Here is a 14,968-nt window from a genome sequence, read left to right on the forward strand (position 1 = left end):
GATGTCATCCTTGCTGCGGCCCTACGGCCATTCCCTTCGAATATAAGGGCTCATCCCGGCCGCCGCCACGCCGCAGCAGCCGGGAAGAATGTCGAACCTAAGCCGCGCGGGCTGCGGCAACCGGGCGAAATGCTCTGAGCCGCAGCGCGTTACCGAGCACGAAAACGCTCGACAGCGCCATGGCACCGGCTGCGAAGATCGGCGACAGCAGCAACCCATAGGCCGGGTAGAGAGCGCCGGCGGCAACCGGGATGAGAACTGCGTTATAGGCGAAGGCCCAGAACAGGTTCTCCTTGATGTTGCGGATCGTCGCCTTGGACAGCGCGATCGCGTTCGGCACACCCAGGTGATCGCCGGACATCAGCACCACGTCGGCGCTCTCGATGGCGACATCCGTACCGGTGCCGATCGCGAGACCGACATCGGCTTCGGCGAGCGCCGGCGCATCATTGATGCCGTCGCCGACGAAAGCGACCGCGCGTCCGCCTTGCTTCAGCTTCTTCAGGGCCGCGACCTTACCATCCGGCAGAACTTCGGCGATGACCTCGTCGATGCCGAGCTTGGCGGCGATCGCTTCTGCGGTGCGGCGGTTGTCGCCGGTGATCATCGCGACCTTCAGGCCGAGATCGTGCAGCATGCGGATTGCCTGCGGTGTGGTTTCCTTGATCGGGTCGGCAACGGCAATGATCGCCGCCAACCTGCCGTCGATCGCCGCATAGAGCGGGCTCTTGCCCTCAGAGCCGAGACGCGCTGCCTGTTCTGCGAAAGCCGACACGTCGAGCTCCAGCTGCGTCATCAGCCGGTCGGCGCCCACATGCACCGTGCGGCCCGAGACCTCGGCGCTGGCGCCGAAACCGGGGATTGCCTCGAACTTGGCCGGGTCGGCGATATCAAGGCCATTTGCCTTTGCCGCCTCGACGATCGCTTCGGCAATCGGGTGCTCGGAGCGGGTTTCGACGGCGGCGACCAGCGTCAGCACGGTGTCACGGTCGAAGCCTTCGGCGGTTTCGAGGTCGGTCAGTTCCGGGCGGCCCTTGGTCAAGGTGCCGGTCTTGTCGACGGCGATGACAGCGGCGTTGCGCAGCGTCTGCAGCGCCTCGCCCTTGCGGAAGAGCACACCCATTTCGGCTGCGCGGCCGGTGCCGACCATGATCGAAGTCGGGGTGGCAAGGCCCATGGCGCAGGGGCAGGCGATGATCAGCACCGCGACGCCATTGACCAGCGCGAAGGTGAGTGCCGGATCCGGGCCGAAGACCAGCCAGATGCCGAAGGTCAGAAGCGCAATCGCGATGACGGCCGGCACGAACCAGGCGGTGACACGGTCGACCAGCGACTGGATCGGCAGCTTGGCGCCCTGGGCCTGCTCGACCATCTTGATGATCTGCGCCAGCACCGTATCGGCGCCGACCTTGGTTGCGCGAAAGGTGAAGGAGCCGGTCTTGTTGATCGTGCCGCCGACCACCTCGCTGCCGGCGATCTTTTCGACCGGAACCGGTTCGCCGGTGATCATCGATTCGTCGACATAGGAGTTGCCGTCGAGGACGCTGCCGTCGACCGGAACCCGGTCGCCGGGGCGCACGACGACGGTATCGCCGGCGGTGACGTCGGAAAGGGGTACCTCGACCGTCTCGCCGTTGCGGACGACGCGGGCAGTCTTTGCCTGCAGGCCCATCAGATGCTTGATCGCCTCGGAGGTCCGGCCCTTGGCACGCGCCTCCAGGAACCGACCGAGCAGGATCAAGGTGACGATGACGGCAGCCGCCTCGTAGTAGACGTTGGCCGTACCGTCGGGCAGAAGGTCGGGTGCGAAGGTGGCGACGACCGAATAGATCCAGGCGGCGGACGTGCCGATCGCGACCAGCGAGTTCATGTCCGGGGCCAGGCGGAAGAGGGCGGGAACGCCCTTCTGGTAGAAGCGCAGGCCCGGGCCGAAGAGCACCAGCGTCGTCAGCACGAACTGCAGATACCAGCTTTCCTGCATGCCGATATTGTTCATGACGAATTCGTGCACGGCCGGGATGAAGTGCGAGCCCATTTCGAGCACGAAGATCGGCAGCGTCAGGACGCCTGCAATCAGCAGCGAGCGCGCGAGCTTCCGCGTCTCCTGTTCGCGCTTCTCGCCTTCGCGATCGACGCTTTCGTCGCCGGTGATGCGCTTGGCGGCGTAGCCGGCAACGCGGACTGCCTCTTCGAGCGCAGCGGCCGTGGCGATGCCCTTCGTCACGCGAACGGAGGCGCGCTCGGTCGCCAGATTGACATTGGCTTGCGTGACGCCCGGAACCGTGTTCAGCGCCTTTTCGATGCGCGCGACGCAGGAGGCACAGGTCATGCCTTCGATGGTGAATTCGATCGTGTCTTCGGCCGCGCCGTAACCGGCATTTTCGATCGCCTTGACGATATCGCCTGACTTGGTGCCTGCATCAAAGTGCACGTCGGCGCGTTCGGTCGCCAGATTGACCGAGGCAGACGTCACGCCCGGGACGGCGCGGATCGCCTTCTCGACACGGGCGACGCAGGAGGCGCAGGTCATGCCCTCGACGGGTATGCTGGCGCTGAAGGCGGCAGCGGAAATTGCTTCAACGTTGTTATTTCTAATGGGGGTCACCGATCCCATGATCGTGCTCCTTTCACAGTCTTTTATCATAATCTGGGGCTTCCAACGGTGGGAAGGTCAAGGGCGCATGCCGCATTTTCTGTGCGGCGAAGCGAGCTGATCTTCCGAGCCTTTGGTGTCCTCAAAGCTTCCAATGACTGTAAGGTAGAGGTTCCCACCGTTGGAAGGTCAAGGGCGGGTTTTACAAATTTCTGCGGCTGTGCCGAACGAGCTCCGACGAGAAAGAGTTCAAAGAAAAACGCCCCGGATTGGCCGGGGCGTTTTGGCGGAAATTGTCCTTGCAGCGCGTCGTTCAGAGAGCTCGGCTCTCATAGCCGGCGGCCTTCAAGGCATCGGCGATCGGGCCGGCGGCAGCTGCGGTCTCAACGCTGACCTCCCGGTTGCCGAGATCGACCTTGATCGTCGCCTGCGGATCGACGCTCAGGATCGCCTTCTGGACTGCGCCGGCACAGTGGCCGCAGGTCATGTTGTCGATCTTGTAGTTCTGCATGCTTGTCTCCTTCGTTTCTGTATGAGAGAAACATGGCGGTTCCCATCGTTGGAAGGTCAATAGGGCCTTTCCGTATATTTTTCGAGGGTTTTTTGGCCTCCCGCAGAAGGTGGAAACCGGCCCAATGGCGTCGTTTTGGCGCTGCCAAATTCTCCGAAAAATTTGAAAGTCTTTCATCGTCGATCCCGGGAATGGACGGCTAGCGATCCGGCTGCGGAAGACGCACAATCCCAAGGCTGTGCAAAAGGCATTCGCGTCGTCCGGAAGAGGGCGGACGATCGCCAGCCGGCACGAAGCCTAAAGCGAAGCGATCGCTTCGGAATTATCCGGGCGTTCGAAATGCACTGGTCGGGAACTGGAGGAGACCGTTTCCCGCTCACTGTCGTTCGGCTGCGTCGTGGTGACGCCGCCAAGGGAGGAAAGATGTTTGAACGACTATTCAAGCTGAAAGAGCATCAAACGACGGCGCGCACCGAGGTGATCGCCGGTATCACGACATTCCTGACGATGTCCTACATCATCTTCGTCAACCCCGACATCCTGTCGAGCACGGGCATGGATAGGGATGCCGTCTTCGTCGCAACCTGTATTGCCGCCGCACTCGGATCTGCCGTCATGGCGCTCGTCGCCAACTGGCCGATCGGCATGGCGCCCGGCATGGGCCTCAACGCCTTCTTCGCCTTCACCGTCGTCGCAGCCCTCGGCTTCACCTGGCAGCAGGCGCTGGGTGCGGTCTTCATCTCGGGCGTGATCTTCCTGATCCTGACCGTGACCGGAGTCCGAAGCTGGCTGATCGCCGGCATTCCGCACTCACTCCGAAGCGCGATCGCCACGGGTATCGGCCTCTTCCTCGGCATCATCGCCCTGAAGAACGCCGGCATCGTCGTCGACAATCCGGCAACGCTCGTCGGTCTCGGCGACCTCAAGCAGACGGGTCCGCTGCTCGCGATCCTCGGCTTCTTCGTCATTGCGGTGCTGGATTCGCTCAAGGTTCGCGGTTCGATCCTTATCGGCATTCTGGTCGTTACCATCCTGTCGATGATCCTCGGCGTCAGCGAGTTCAAAGGCATCGTCTCGGCGCCGCCAAGCATTGCGCCGACCTTCCTGCAGCTTGACATCATGGGCGCCCTGCATGGCGGCCTGCTGCATGTCATCCTCGTCTTCGTGCTTGTCGAAGTCTTCGACGCCACCGGCACGCTGATCGGTGTCGCCAAGCGCGCCAAGCTCGTCGAAGAAGGCAAGCCGAACCGTCTCGGTCGCGCGCTTCTCGCCGACAGCACGGCGATCGTCGCCGGCTCGCTGATCGGCACCAGCAGCACCACCGCCTATGTCGAAAGCGCCTCGGGCGTTCAGGCTGGCGGCCGCACGGGTCTGACTGCGCTCACCGTCTGCGTGCTGTTCCTGGCAGCGCTGTTTTTCTCGCCGCTGGCAGCCGCCGTTCCGTCCTATGCGACGGCCCCGGCTCTGCTCTACGTCGCCGGCCTGATGATGCGTGAACTGACGGAAGTCGAGTGGGACGACCTGACAGAAGCGGCACCTGCAGCACTCACAGCTCTCGCCATGCCCTTCACCTACTCGATCGCCAACGGCCTTGCCTTCGGCTTCGTCAGCTACGTCGTCTTGAAGGTCTTCACCGGCAAGTGGAGCGTCATTCACCCGGCGACCCAGCTCGTTGCAGCGCTCTTCATCGTGCGCTTCGCGTTCTTCGCCGAGTAACGAAAATCGGCTGGGGCATGCTGCCTCGGCCGATCAGAACTCCCCGTAAGTGTTGGCCGGACCGGCGAAATGTTGCTCCGGCCTTTTTCTATTTCGCCTCAATATTGGCCGGCGGGTAGATGCACCACCAGGCCGTCGAGTTCGGCTGACACAGTGATCTGACAGCTCAGGCGGCTGCGCTCGTTCGGATTGACGACGCACTCGATCATGTCCTGTTCCTGGAATTCGGGCGCCGGCAAGCGGTCGGTCCACGCGCCGTCGATGTAACAGTGACAGGTGCCGCAGGCGCAGGAACCGCCGCATTCGGCGGCGATGGCATCAATGCCGTTCTGCACAGCGGCGGACATCAGCGATTGACCGATCTCCGCCTGGATTTCTTTCGTCGTGCCGTCCGCGTCGATGAAGACGATCTTGGGCATGGGTATTCTCCGATTGCGTATGTTGGTGTCAAGGATGCGGGATCAGGCCGGCCGGATGGCGATCTTCAGCCGCTTGGGTCCACGGACCGAAAGACCGCGCTTGTATTCCGGCTCCCGGTCGACGAGTTCGATGGTTGGGAAACGGCGAAGCAGGGTGCTGAAGATGATATCCATGTCGAGGCGCGCGAGGTGGTTGCCGAGACAGAAATGCACGCCGCCGCCAAAGGCGAGATGACGGTTCGGCGTCCGGCCGATGTCGAACGTGTCGGCATTCTCGAACTGCTTGGGGTCGCGGTTGGCGGCGCCATAGAGCAGGCCGAACTTGGTACCGCGCTCGAAGCGACGGCCGAAGATCTCGATGTCCTCGACGCAATGGCGGTGGAAGAACGGAAGCGGCGACTCGTAGCGGAACATCTCCTGCACGCCGGTCTGGATCAGGCCGGGTTCGCTCCGCAGCCGCGCCATCTGCTCGGGGAAGCGCAAGAGTGCATGCATGCCGCTGCCAAGCACATCGATCGTGGAACCGTGGCCGGCCATCAGGATCAGCATGCAGGTGGAGATGAATTCGTCGAAGTTCATGGCGCCGGAGCGCTCCGCCTCGATCAGCACCGAGATGAGGTCATCCTTCGGCGCCCGCTCACGTTCGGCCTTCAACGCTGTCAGGTATTCGTAGAACTCGGTCGTATTGCGCTCGGCGAGCTCCTTGCGCGCGTCGGATCGGTCGACGTCGAAGAACTGCACGATGTTTTCCGACCAGATCCGCAGCTGCGGACAGTCCTCGTCCGGCACGCCGAGCAGGCGGCCGATGATATGGCCGGGAACATGGGCGGCCAGATCATCGACAAAGTCGATCTCGCCGCGATCGGCAAGGCTATCGATCAGCCGGTCGACATAGGCCTGGATCTGGTCGCGGAGCTTCGCGATCATGGCCGGCGTGAACAGCTTGAAGACCTGCTTGCGCAGCCGGTCATGCACGGCGCCATCGCTATCGAGCAGGCTGAACTGCACGAAACGTTCATGGTGCGGCATGTCGTGCCAATTGGCGGCGCGCTGCAGTTTTGCAAGCTCGTCCTTCGTCGCGATGTCCTCAAGCGAGCGCACCATGCGCTTGTCCATGACGATTGCCGAGACGTCCTCGAAGCGCGCGGCGAGCCAGATGTCGAAATCCGCAAAGTAGTGCAGCCCCTCCTTTTCACGCAGCGCGCGATAGGTCGGATAGGGATCTCGAGCAAAATCCGGGGACAGCGGCGCGAAGGTGAAATTCGCGACGTCGCCGTTCGGCGCTGCTTCAGTCATGGGCAATACTCCGTGCATAAAGCTGCATGATAACGTCGCTGTATTGGCTTTGGGAATGGTGCCCTGTCGCAAGGTGATGGACAAAACTCGCATCGGGTGCCAGAAAAATGGCATGCGGCCCGAAAGCGAAGAGATCCACTTCCACACACCGGCAAAATTCGCCGACGCGTTTCCCTATCTGGCACTGGTGGCCGGAAGCCGGACGGCCCGTCCCGAAGAGGCGCCGATCCGCAAGCGGTTTCACCAGCATGTCTTCGTCTACACAACGGGAGGATGCGGGTTGATCGAGGTGCGCGGCCAACGGTTCCTGGCCGAAACGGGCAGCGTCGCCTGGCTCGATACGGCCCAGGCCTATGCGCATAGCTGCGCGCCCGATAGCGAAAGCTGGCGTTACCTCTGGATGGGGATCGAGGGACACGGGCTTGATGCGCTGTATCAGTTCCTCAATATTCAGCAGTCGCCACTGTTCGTGCCGAGGGATCCGCAGACGGCGCAAGCGGCATTCGAGGGCGTAATCAGATTTCTGGCCGAACGCTCGCCGGCGACCGATGCCATGACGAGTGCGGCCATCTCCGGGCTCATTGCAGACATGATCGGGCCGCGATTGACCGGTAGTGAGCCGGGTGAGGATACGCCGGGCGAGGATCGCCTGTTGGCTGTTCTTTCCGCGATGCGCAACGATCTCGCCCGTGCCTGGACGATCGATGATCTCGCGGCTCGGGCGCGGCTTAGCCAGTCGCAGCTCTTTCGCCGCTTTCGCGACATGGTGGGGACGACGCCGATGGACTGGCTGCGGCATGAGCGCATCAACCTGGCAAAACGCCTGCTGGTTGGACCCTATGCCAAGGTTTCGGCGGTGGCAGTGGTCTGCGGCTACCCGGACCCCTATCATTTCTCACGCGATTTCCGGCGCGTGACCGGATACACGCCGACAAAATTTCGGCGGGATGGCGGCTATTGAGGCCGCAGTTTTTCGTCCGATTTCGGCGGCCAGCGAGGCCCTGGCGCACCGATAACCCGACCGGACGACCGGGTCATGCATTCATTCACACGATCAGGAACGGCTCCTTGAAGAAATGTTCTTCCAGGTTGACGCCTTCGCCACCGCGATCGACCACCGCGAAATCCGAGACGTCATCGAGTGGCGTCAGGATGCCGTGCCAGACGTTGCGGGCGATGTTGACGCCCTGGCCCGGCGTAGTCTTGAAGGCGATCGGTTCACTGGGGCCTTCATCGGTTTCCCGGGAGACGACGATCAGGAACGGATTGTCGCTCAAGGGGATGAAGGCCTGGCTGCCGAGCGGATGGCGCTCGACCATGGTGAGCTTCAGCGGCAGTGGATAGGGTACGCCGCGCACCAGGCTGATCATGGGCCGGGCCTTTTCGCCTGTTGTATCGATGTTGGCGAGGTCGTGGTAGCGGGTTGCATTGCCCCCGTTGATGGGGAAGTTGTGGGCATTCTCCGTTTCGATCACGTCGCCGAAAGGCGCAAAGGCCTCCCGGGTCAACGGCTGTATGACGATCTCCTTCATGTGACGCTCCTCCGTCCAATGTTGATCGGTTGCCTGGAAGTTTGATCGTTTCGCCTCCTCGGCGAAACGATCTAGATGCCGGCTTTCGCTATACGCCCGAAGACACGCAGCCGGCTGACGCCGCCGTCGGGGAAGATGTTGAAGCGCACGTGGGTTACGGGACCTGCGGCCGCGAGCCCGCTTGCTTCATAGGTGTGGATGCTATCTGCGGCGAGTTTCTGCGGCGGCAGAAGCTCGCGCCAGAACATCGACGATGCCGTGACGGATGCGGCCACTTCGCAAGCGGTCGCTCCGAGATCTGCCGCCTGCAGCGAACAGGCGTCCGGGAAGTTTCCCTTGAAGTGCGCGGTGTCGACCACAACGCGATCGATCTCACCGCGAGCGGCCAGTTTCACGACGATCCAGTCGTTGCCGGGTTCGCGCCGTCGGCGGGTCTCCCAGCCATCGCCCATGTTGATGCCGCGTCCGGGCGCAAGCAGCCGCTGGTGGCCGTAGTGTCCGTTGGAATAGGCGATGATGCGCCCGCCGAGCAATGATGAGGCCAGATCGACCACCGTGTCGCCGATCGCTGCCCGGTCTAGCGCAGGCGCGCCGTAAACCCGAAGGCGGGCGACGCCGCCGTCGGGATAGATGCGCAGGCGCACATGGCTCCAGATAGAATCCGACCGCGCTTCGAAGTGATGCAGCGCGCTCGGGCCGAGCGGCCGTGGGCACAGCAATTCCGTCCATACCGTCCGCTCGTCCGGGCCGTCCGGTGCCAGACAGGCGTCGATGGCACAGGCGCTCGGGTAGTTGCCGGTGAAATGTGCGGTATCGACCTCGAAGCCGCGGATACGGCCGTTCGTCGCGAGTGCCACGATGGCGTGGTCGTTGCCGGGGCCACGGCGACGCCGCGTCTCCCAGCCGTCCATCCACTTGCCGTTCTCGTCGTAGACACCGGGATGATAGACCGGCGAGGCATCCTGGAGCATGCGCTCCAGCGGTGCGAAGAATTCGTCTGTCGCAAAGACCGGCCGCGCGCCGAGGCCGGCGGAGGCAAGGTTGATCGCATCGCGGGCGAATTCGGGCACGGTCACGCCGTCGGTCGTCATCGCGGGGTCCTCAGCTCGGCAGCATGTCCTTGAGGCGCAGATAGGCGATCCGCTCCACCTGCCTGCACGCGGTTTCGAACTCCGCGTCGCGGTCGTTGCCGATCCGGCTTTCGAAGGCTGCGAGGATCTCGTCCTTGGTGCGGCCCTTGACCGCCATGATGAACGGGAACTTGAACTTGTCGACATAGGCGGCGTTGAGCGTGGTGAAGCGCTCGCGCTCGCCATCGGTCAGCGCGTCGAGGCCTGCACCGGCTTGCTCATTGGTCGAGCTTTCGGTCAGGCGCTTGGCCTGCGCCAGCTTGCCGGCGAGATCCGGGTGGGCGATGAGGACGGCAAGCCGTTCCTCGGCCGAGGCTTCGCGGAAGACGGCGGAAAGGGCTGCGGCAAGGCCGATCGCGGTGTCGTTGGCCGGCGAAAGTTCGCCCTGGAAGGCGCGCTTCGCGATCCACTTCGAATGTTCGAAGACGCCGCCGAACCTGGCGACGAACGCCTCTTCGCCAAGCCGCGACGGACGATCGTCCCAGGCCTTGTACGGGTAGTTTTCGGCCCAGTGGCGGGCGATATCGACGCGTTTTGCGAGCCACACCTTCTCGTGGCCCTGCACATAATCGAGGAAGCGGGCGAGTGCCGCGGCGCGGCCGGGCCGGCCGACGAGGCGGCAGTGCAGCCCGATGCTCAGCATCTTCGGCGCACCGGCCGTTCCTTCGGCGTAGAGCACGTCGAAGCTGTCCTTCAGGTAGCTGAAGAACTGGTCGCCACTGTTGAAGCCCTGCGGTGTGGCAAAGCGCATGTCGTTGCTGTCGAGCGTATAGGGGATGACCAGCTGGTGGCGGCCTGCATGCTCATGCCAATAGGGCAGATCATCGCCATAAGCGTCCGACACGTAGTCGAAACCGCCGGCCTCGGTGACGAGGTCGAGCGTATTGTCGGAACAGCGCCCCGTGTACCAGCCGCGCGGACGCTCGCCGGTGACGATGGTGTGCAGCCGGATCGCCTCGGCGATCTCCTGGCGCTCGCGCTCCGGCGAGAAGTCCTTGTGCTCGATCCATTTCAGGCCGTGCGAGGCTATTTCCCAGCCGGCATCCTGCATGGCGGCGACCTGCTCAGGCGAGCGCTTCAGCGCAGTGGCCACACCATAAACGGTGGCGGGCACGCCACGCTCGGTGAACATGCGATGCAGGCGCCAGAAACCGGCGCGTGCGCCGTATTCGTAGATCGATTCCATGTTCCAGTGCCGCTGGCCCTGCCACGCCTGCGCACCGACGATTTCCGACAGGAATGCTTCGGATGCTGCGTCGCCATGCAGCACGCAGTTCTCTCCGCCTTCCTCGTAGTTGATGACGAATTGCACGGCGATCCGCGCGCCGTCGGGCCATGTGATCTTGAAGTTCGGGCCGTGGCCGTGAAGATCGCGGGGGTATCTCATCAAAGCAGCTCCTCCAGACATTTTCGTCTCTGCATCCAATTTCTAGCGGCATTTGTTTCGAGCCATTCCCCCCAAAAAATTTGAAAGTCTCGAATGATCCGCTCGCTACCAAGCAGGTGGGAATGCCGGAATACTGCGAGGTGGAAAGCTGACTTCGGGAGGAGCGAAAACTATGCAATCTCAGGGTGGAAACGCCGGCCGTTTGACGACGCACGTGCTGGATACGGCCAGCGGCAAACCGGCCGAAGGGCTGCGCATCGAGCTCTACCGGGTCGAGGGCGATCGCCAGACGCATATCAAATCCGTCAAGACCAATGACGACGGCCGCTGTGACGAGCCGCTTTTGAGCGGCGAGCGCATGCAGACCGGCACCTATGAGCTGCAGTTCCATGCCGGCGACTATCTCGGCGGCGCGGCCAGGCGCGGTGAGAACCCGTTCCTCGACGTGATCCCGATCCGCTTTGGCATCGATAACCAGGGGGCGCACTATCACGTGCCGCTGCTGCTTTCGCCCTACGGCTACTCCACCTACCGCGGGAGCTGAGCAATGACGATTCAGATCCGCAACACCATCCGCTTTATTCTGAACCACCGCCTGGTCGAACTTGCTGACGTGTCGCCGGTTCAGACCCTGCTCGATTTCCTGCGCATCGACCGCAATCTGAAGGGCACCAAGGAAGGCTGCGCCGAAGGCGACTGTGGTGCCTGCACGGTGCTTGTCGGCCGTCTGTTCGACGGCAAAATCAAGTATGAATCCGTCAACGCCTGCATCCGCTTCGTCGGCTCGCTCGATGGCTGTCATATCGTGACGGTGGATAGTCTGGCGCAGCCGACCGGTCCGCTGCATCCGGTGCAACAGGCAATGGTCGACACGCACGCCTCGCAGTGCGGCTTCTGCACGCCGGGCTTCGTGATGTCGCTCTATGGCCTCTGGATGGAAAATCCGAAGCCGTCGATCGCCGAAATCGAAAAGGCGCTGCAGGGCAATCTTTGTCGTTGTACCGGCTATGCCGCAATCATCCGCGCCGCCGAGGCGATCTCGACGATCGGCGACGTCGGCAAGGATCCGCTGGTTGCAGAGCGTGACCGGATCGCAGGCGAACTGGCAGCACTTCAGGATGGCCGCCGTGTCGAAATCGGCTCGGAGACGGAACGCTTCATCCTTCCGGGCTCGGTCGACGATTTCGCCGCCGTGCTCGAAGCCAACCCGAAGGCGACGATCGTCGCCGGTTCGACCGATGTCGGGCTCTGGGTGACGAAATTCATGCGCGACATCTCGCCGGTCATCCATCTGACCCATCTCGAAGAACTGCGCCGGATCACCGTCAATTCAGATGGCGTGACGCTCGGCGCCGGCGTCAGTTACGCCGAGGCCTATCCTGTTATCGTCGAACACTTCCCCGAGTTGACGGAGCTTTGGGACCGCATTGGCGGCCAGCAGGTCCGCAACATGGGTACCGTCGGCGGCAACATTGCCAACGGTTCGCCGATCGGCGACACGCCGCCGGCGCTGATCGCGCTTGGCGCCTCGATCGTGCTGCGCAAGGGCGATCGCCGCCGCACGGTGGTGCTTGAAGACTTCTTCATCGCCTATGGCAAGCAGGACCGCGAGCCGGGCGAGTTCGTCGAAAGCGTGCGCATTCCGTTCGTTTCGGACACAGCGCGTGTTGCCGTCTACAAGGTGACGAAGCGTCTCGACGAGGACATCACCGCCGTCTGCGGCGGCTTCAACATCAGCTTCGACGTTGGTCGGGTGACCGACGCCGTCATCGCCTTCGGCGGTATGGCCGCGACGCCGAAGCGTGCCGCCCATGTCGAGGCGGTGCTGAAAGGTGCCGAGTGGAACGAGGAGACGATCGAGCGCGCTGTCGCCGCCTTCGATCAGGATTTCACGCCGCTCACCGACTGGCGCGCCTCGGCGGAATACCGCCAGCTGGTGGCGAAGAACCTGCTTCGCCGCTTCTATCTCGAAACGCAGTCGAGTGGCGGCCAGCTCCGTCTCGATCGCACTATTGCTGTCGCGGTTTAAGGGAGGAAGCCATGAACGTGATGCAGCCCATCGACCGCATCCGCGGCGGCGTACACGAAAAGGAACGGCACGAGTCCGGTCACAAGCATGTGTCGGGCACGGCCGAATACATCGACGATATTCCGGAGCCCCATGGCACGCTGCATGGCTATCTCGGCCTGTCGCAGCGCGCGCACGCCGACATTTTGTCGATCGACTTCGAGGCCGTGAACGCCAGCGAAGGCGTGATCGGTGTTCTGACGGCGGCCGACATTCCCGGCGAAAACGATATCAGCCCGGCGCACAAGCACGACGAGCCGATCTTCGTCACCGACAAGGTGGAGTTCCACGGCCAGCCGATCTTCGCAGTCATCGCCACTTCGCGCGAGGCTGCGCGGCGTGCGGCGGCCAAGGTCAAGATCGAGTATCGCGACCTGCCGCATGTGACTGACGTACTCGAAGCGGCAGCGGCCAACTATCCGCTGGTCATCGACCCCTTGAAGCTCGAGCGCGGCGACATCGACGCCGGCTTTGCCAAGTCGAAGAACATCCTCGAAGGCGAGATGCGCATCGGCGGCCAGGATCACTTCTATCTGGAAGGCCAGATCTCGTTTGCCATTCCCGGCGAGGACGACGAGGTGCTCGTCTATTCCTCGACCCAGCATCCGGCAGAAACGCAGCACATGGTCGCAACCGTGCTCGGCGTGCCGTCGAATGCGGTCACCGTGAATGTGCGCCGCATGGGCGGCGGCTTCGGCGGCAAGGAAACCCAGGCGAACATCTTCGCCGCCGTTGCGGCCGTTGCCGCCAAGAAATACCGCTGCCCGGTCAAGGTTCGGCCGGACCGTGACGACGACATGAGCGCGACCGGCAAGCGCCACGACTTCCATGTGGACTACAAACTCGGCTTCGATGCCGAAGGTCGCATCGAGGCGGTGGATGCCGTCTTCTCGGCGCGCTGCGGCTATTCGGCTGATCTCTCAGGCCCGGTCACCGACCGTGCGCTCTTCCACGCCGACAACTGCTATTTCTATCCGAACGTGCGCCTGCGCTCGCGTCCGCTGAAGACCAACACCGTTTCCAACACCGCATTCCGCGGTTTCGGCGGGCCGCAGGGTATGGTCGGTGGCGAACGCATGATCGAGGACATCGCCTATGCCGTCGGCAAGGATCCGCTCGAAATCCGCAAGCTGAACTTCTACGGCGGCGAAGGGCGCAACCTGACGCCCTATCATCAGACCGTGGAAGACAACATCATCGGCCGGATCATCGAGGAACTGGAAACCTCGGCCGACTACGCCAAGCGCCGCGAGGCGGTGATCGCGTTCAACCGCGAAAACCACGTGGTCAAGCGCGGTATCGCGCTGACGCCGGTGAAGTTCGGTATCTCCTTCACCAAGACCGAGTACAACCAGGCCGGCGCTCTCGTGCATGTCTATACGGATGGTTCGATCCATCTGAACCATGGCGGCACCGAGATGGGACAGGGGCTCTATACCAAGGTCGCTCAGGTGGTCGCCGACGAGTTCCGGGTCGATCTCGACCGGATCAAGGTAACGGCGACGACGACGGGCAAGGTGCCGAACACGTCCGCAACCGCGGCGTCGTCCGGCTCCGATCTCAACGGCATGGCCGCGGCCAACGCCGCCCAGCAGATCAAGGAACGGCTGGTCAAGTTTGCTGCCGAGCGCTGGAACGTCGCCGAGGCCGACGTCGCCTTCGAACCGAACGTGGTGCGGATCGGTGCCGAGCGCCTGAGCTTCAACGAGTTCATCAAGATCGCCTATGGCGCCCGCATCCAGCTTTCGGCTGCCGGCTTCTACAAGACGCCGAAGATCCACTGGAACCGTGCCGAAGGCCGGGGCCGGCCGTTCTTCTACTACGCCTATGGCGCCTCGTGCTCGGAGGTCAGCGTCGACACCTTGACCGGCGAATACCAGGTGGACCGCACCGATATCCTGCATGATGTCGGCCGCTCGCTGAACCCGGCGCTCGACCTCGGCCAGGTCGAAGGCGCCTTCGTTCAGGGCATGGGCTGGCTGACGACGGAAGAGCTCTGGTGGGATGCCAAGGGCCGGCTGCGCACGCATGCGCCCTCGACCTACAAGATCCCGTTGGCTTCAGATCGGCCGCGCGTGTTCAACACCCGGCTTGCCGAATGGTCGGTCAACCGCGAAGAAACGATCCGTCGATCGAAGGCCGTGGGCGAACCGCCCTTCATGCTCGGTATCTCTGTTCTGGAGGCCTTGTCGATGGCGGCCGCGAGCGTTGCGGAGTATCGTATAGCACCGCGCCTTGATGCGCCGGCAACCCCGGAACGGGTGCTGATGGCGATCGAGCGGTTGCGGGCGGCTGCACGGCAGAAAGGGTAACAGG

12 protein-coding genes are annotated in these 14,968 nt (G+C 63.0%); 5 read left to right on the top strand and 7 right to left on the bottom strand.

The genetic code is table 11. The annotated features are described in order from the left end of the window. Window positions 1–97 precede the first annotated feature (97 nt). Window positions 98–2,530 carry a heavy metal translocating P-type ATPase gene (locus LAC81_RS31905; RefSeq protein WP_235693196.1) on the bottom strand — a complete coding sequence of 811 codons (2,433 nt, stop codon included), beginning with the start codon at window positions 2,528–2,530 and terminating at the stop codon, window positions 98–100. A gap of 376 nt (window positions 2,531–2,906) precedes the next feature. Next, window positions 2,907–3,104: a heavy-metal-associated domain-containing protein gene (locus LAC81_RS31910; RefSeq protein ID WP_113541457.1), complete on the bottom strand. Its 198-nt coding sequence runs from the start codon at window positions 3,102–3,104 to the stop codon at window positions 2,907–2,909. Between the two features lie 423 nt (window positions 3,105–3,527). Here LAC81_RS31910 and LAC81_RS31915 point away from each other — a divergent pair, with 423 nt between their 5' ends. Further along, entirely contained in the window at window positions 3,528–4,820 is a 1,293-nt protein-coding gene (locus LAC81_RS31915) for an NCS2 family permease (protein WP_113541458.1), read from the top strand. 98 nt (window positions 4,821–4,918) lie between these two features. Here the strand turns inward: LAC81_RS31915 and LAC81_RS31920 are convergent, their stop codons facing one another. Next, window positions 4,919–5,239, bottom strand: coding sequence for a 2Fe-2S iron-sulfur cluster-binding protein (locus LAC81_RS31920; protein ID WP_223728646.1), 321 nt, complete (start codon window positions 5,237–5,239; stop codon window positions 4,919–4,921). A 42-nt stretch (window positions 5,240–5,281) separates the two neighbouring features. Further along, window positions 5,282–6,535: a cytochrome P450 gene (locus LAC81_RS31925; RefSeq protein WP_223728647.1), complete on the bottom strand. Its 1,254-nt coding sequence runs from the start codon at window positions 6,533–6,535 to the stop codon at window positions 5,282–5,284. Here LAC81_RS31925 and LAC81_RS31930 point away from each other — a divergent pair. Then, complete coding sequence (locus LAC81_RS31930; RefSeq protein WP_223728648.1) at window positions 6,495–7,496, top strand: helix-turn-helix transcriptional regulator; 1,002 nt, start codon at window positions 6,495–6,497, stop codon at window positions 7,494–7,496. The two genes, LAC81_RS31925 and LAC81_RS31930, sit on opposite strands and share 41 nt — an antisense overlap. An 85-nt stretch (window positions 7,497–7,581) precedes the next feature. Here LAC81_RS31930 and LAC81_RS31935 read toward each other — a convergent pair whose 3' ends face one another. From LAC81_RS31935 to puuE, 3 genes are all read right to left on the bottom strand, one after another. Beyond that, entirely contained in the window at window positions 7,582–8,067 is a 486-nt protein-coding gene (locus LAC81_RS31935) for an ureidoglycolate lyase (protein WP_223728649.1), read from the bottom strand. 71 nt (window positions 8,068–8,138) lie between these two features. Continuing rightward, window positions 8,139–9,158, bottom strand: coding sequence for an allantoicase (gene alc, locus LAC81_RS31940; RefSeq protein WP_223728650.1), 1,020 nt, complete (start codon window positions 9,156–9,158; stop codon window positions 8,139–8,141). Window positions 9,159–9,168: 10 nt separating this feature from the next. Beyond that, a complete protein-coding gene (puuE, locus tag LAC81_RS31945) occupies window positions 9,169–10,584 on the bottom strand; it encodes an allantoinase PuuE (protein ID WP_223728651.1) in 1,416 nt (471 codons plus the stop codon). Between the two features lie 172 nt (window positions 10,585–10,756). Here puuE and uraH point away from each other — a divergent pair, with 172 nt between their 5' ends. From uraH to xdhB, 3 genes are read left to right on the top strand one after another with little or no spacing between them, the layout of a single operon-like run. Further along, the gene (gene uraH, locus LAC81_RS31950) at window positions 10,757–11,128 is read left to right on the top strand and encodes a hydroxyisourate hydrolase (RefSeq protein WP_223728652.1); all 372 of its coding nucleotides are present in this window, start codon (window positions 10,757–10,759) and stop codon (window positions 11,126–11,128) included. A 3-nt stretch (window positions 11,129–11,131) separates the two neighbouring features. Then, window positions 11,132–12,613 carry a xanthine dehydrogenase small subunit gene (gene xdhA, locus LAC81_RS31955; protein WP_223728653.1) on the top strand — a complete coding sequence of 494 codons (1,482 nt, stop codon included), beginning with the start codon at window positions 11,132–11,134 and terminating at the stop codon, window positions 12,611–12,613. A gap of 11 nt (window positions 12,614–12,624) precedes the next feature. Further along, window positions 12,625–14,964, top strand: coding sequence for a xanthine dehydrogenase molybdopterin binding subunit (xdhB, locus tag LAC81_RS31960; RefSeq protein ID WP_223728654.1), 2,340 nt, complete (start codon window positions 12,625–12,627; stop codon window positions 14,962–14,964). Window positions 14,965–14,968: the final 4 nt, after the last annotated feature.

It is taken from the genome of Ensifer adhaerens, from assembly GCF_020035535.1.
Taxonomy (GTDB): Bacteria; Pseudomonadota; Alphaproteobacteria; order Rhizobiales; family Rhizobiaceae; genus Ensifer.

What these genes read in the sequence shown, in the direction of transcription:
- LAC81_RS31905 (WP_235693196.1), bottom strand. Translation starts at nt 2,530, where the DNA reads ATGACCTGCGCCTCCTGCGTCGCCCGTGTCGAGAAGGCGATCCGCGCC.
- LAC81_RS31910 (WP_113541457.1), bottom strand. Translation starts at nt 3,104, where the DNA reads ATGCAGAACTACAAGATCGACAACATGACCTGCGGCCACTGTGCCGGC.
- LAC81_RS31915 (WP_113541458.1), top strand. Translation starts at nt 3,528, where the DNA reads ATGTTTGAACGACTATTCAAGCTGAAAGAGCATCAAACGACGGCGCGC.
- LAC81_RS31920 (WP_223728646.1), bottom strand. Translation starts at nt 5,239, where the DNA reads ATGCCCAAGATCGTCTTCATCGACGCGGACGGCACGACGAAAGAAATC.
- LAC81_RS31925 (WP_223728647.1), bottom strand. Translation starts at nt 6,535, where the DNA reads ATGACTGAAGCAGCGCCGAACGGCGACGTCGCGAATTTCACCTTCGCG.
- LAC81_RS31935 (WP_223728649.1), bottom strand. Translation starts at nt 8,067, where the DNA reads ATGAAGGAGATCGTCATACAGCCGTTGACCCGGGAGGCCTTTGCGCCT.
- alc (WP_223728650.1), bottom strand. Translation starts at nt 9,158, where the DNA reads ATGACGACCGACGGCGTGACCGTGCCCGAATTCGCCCGCGATGCGATC.
- puuE (WP_223728651.1), bottom strand. Translation starts at nt 10,584, where the DNA reads ATGAGATACCCCCGCGATCTTCACGGCCACGGCCCGAACTTCAAGATC.
- uraH (WP_223728652.1), top strand. Translation starts at nt 10,757, where the DNA reads ATGCAATCTCAGGGTGGAAACGCCGGCCGTTTGACGACGCACGTGCTG.
- xdhA (WP_223728653.1), top strand. Translation starts at nt 11,132, where the DNA reads ATGACGATTCAGATCCGCAACACCATCCGCTTTATTCTGAACCACCGC.
- xdhB (WP_223728654.1), top strand. Translation starts at nt 12,625, where the DNA reads ATGAACGTGATGCAGCCCATCGACCGCATCCGCGGCGGCGTACACGAA.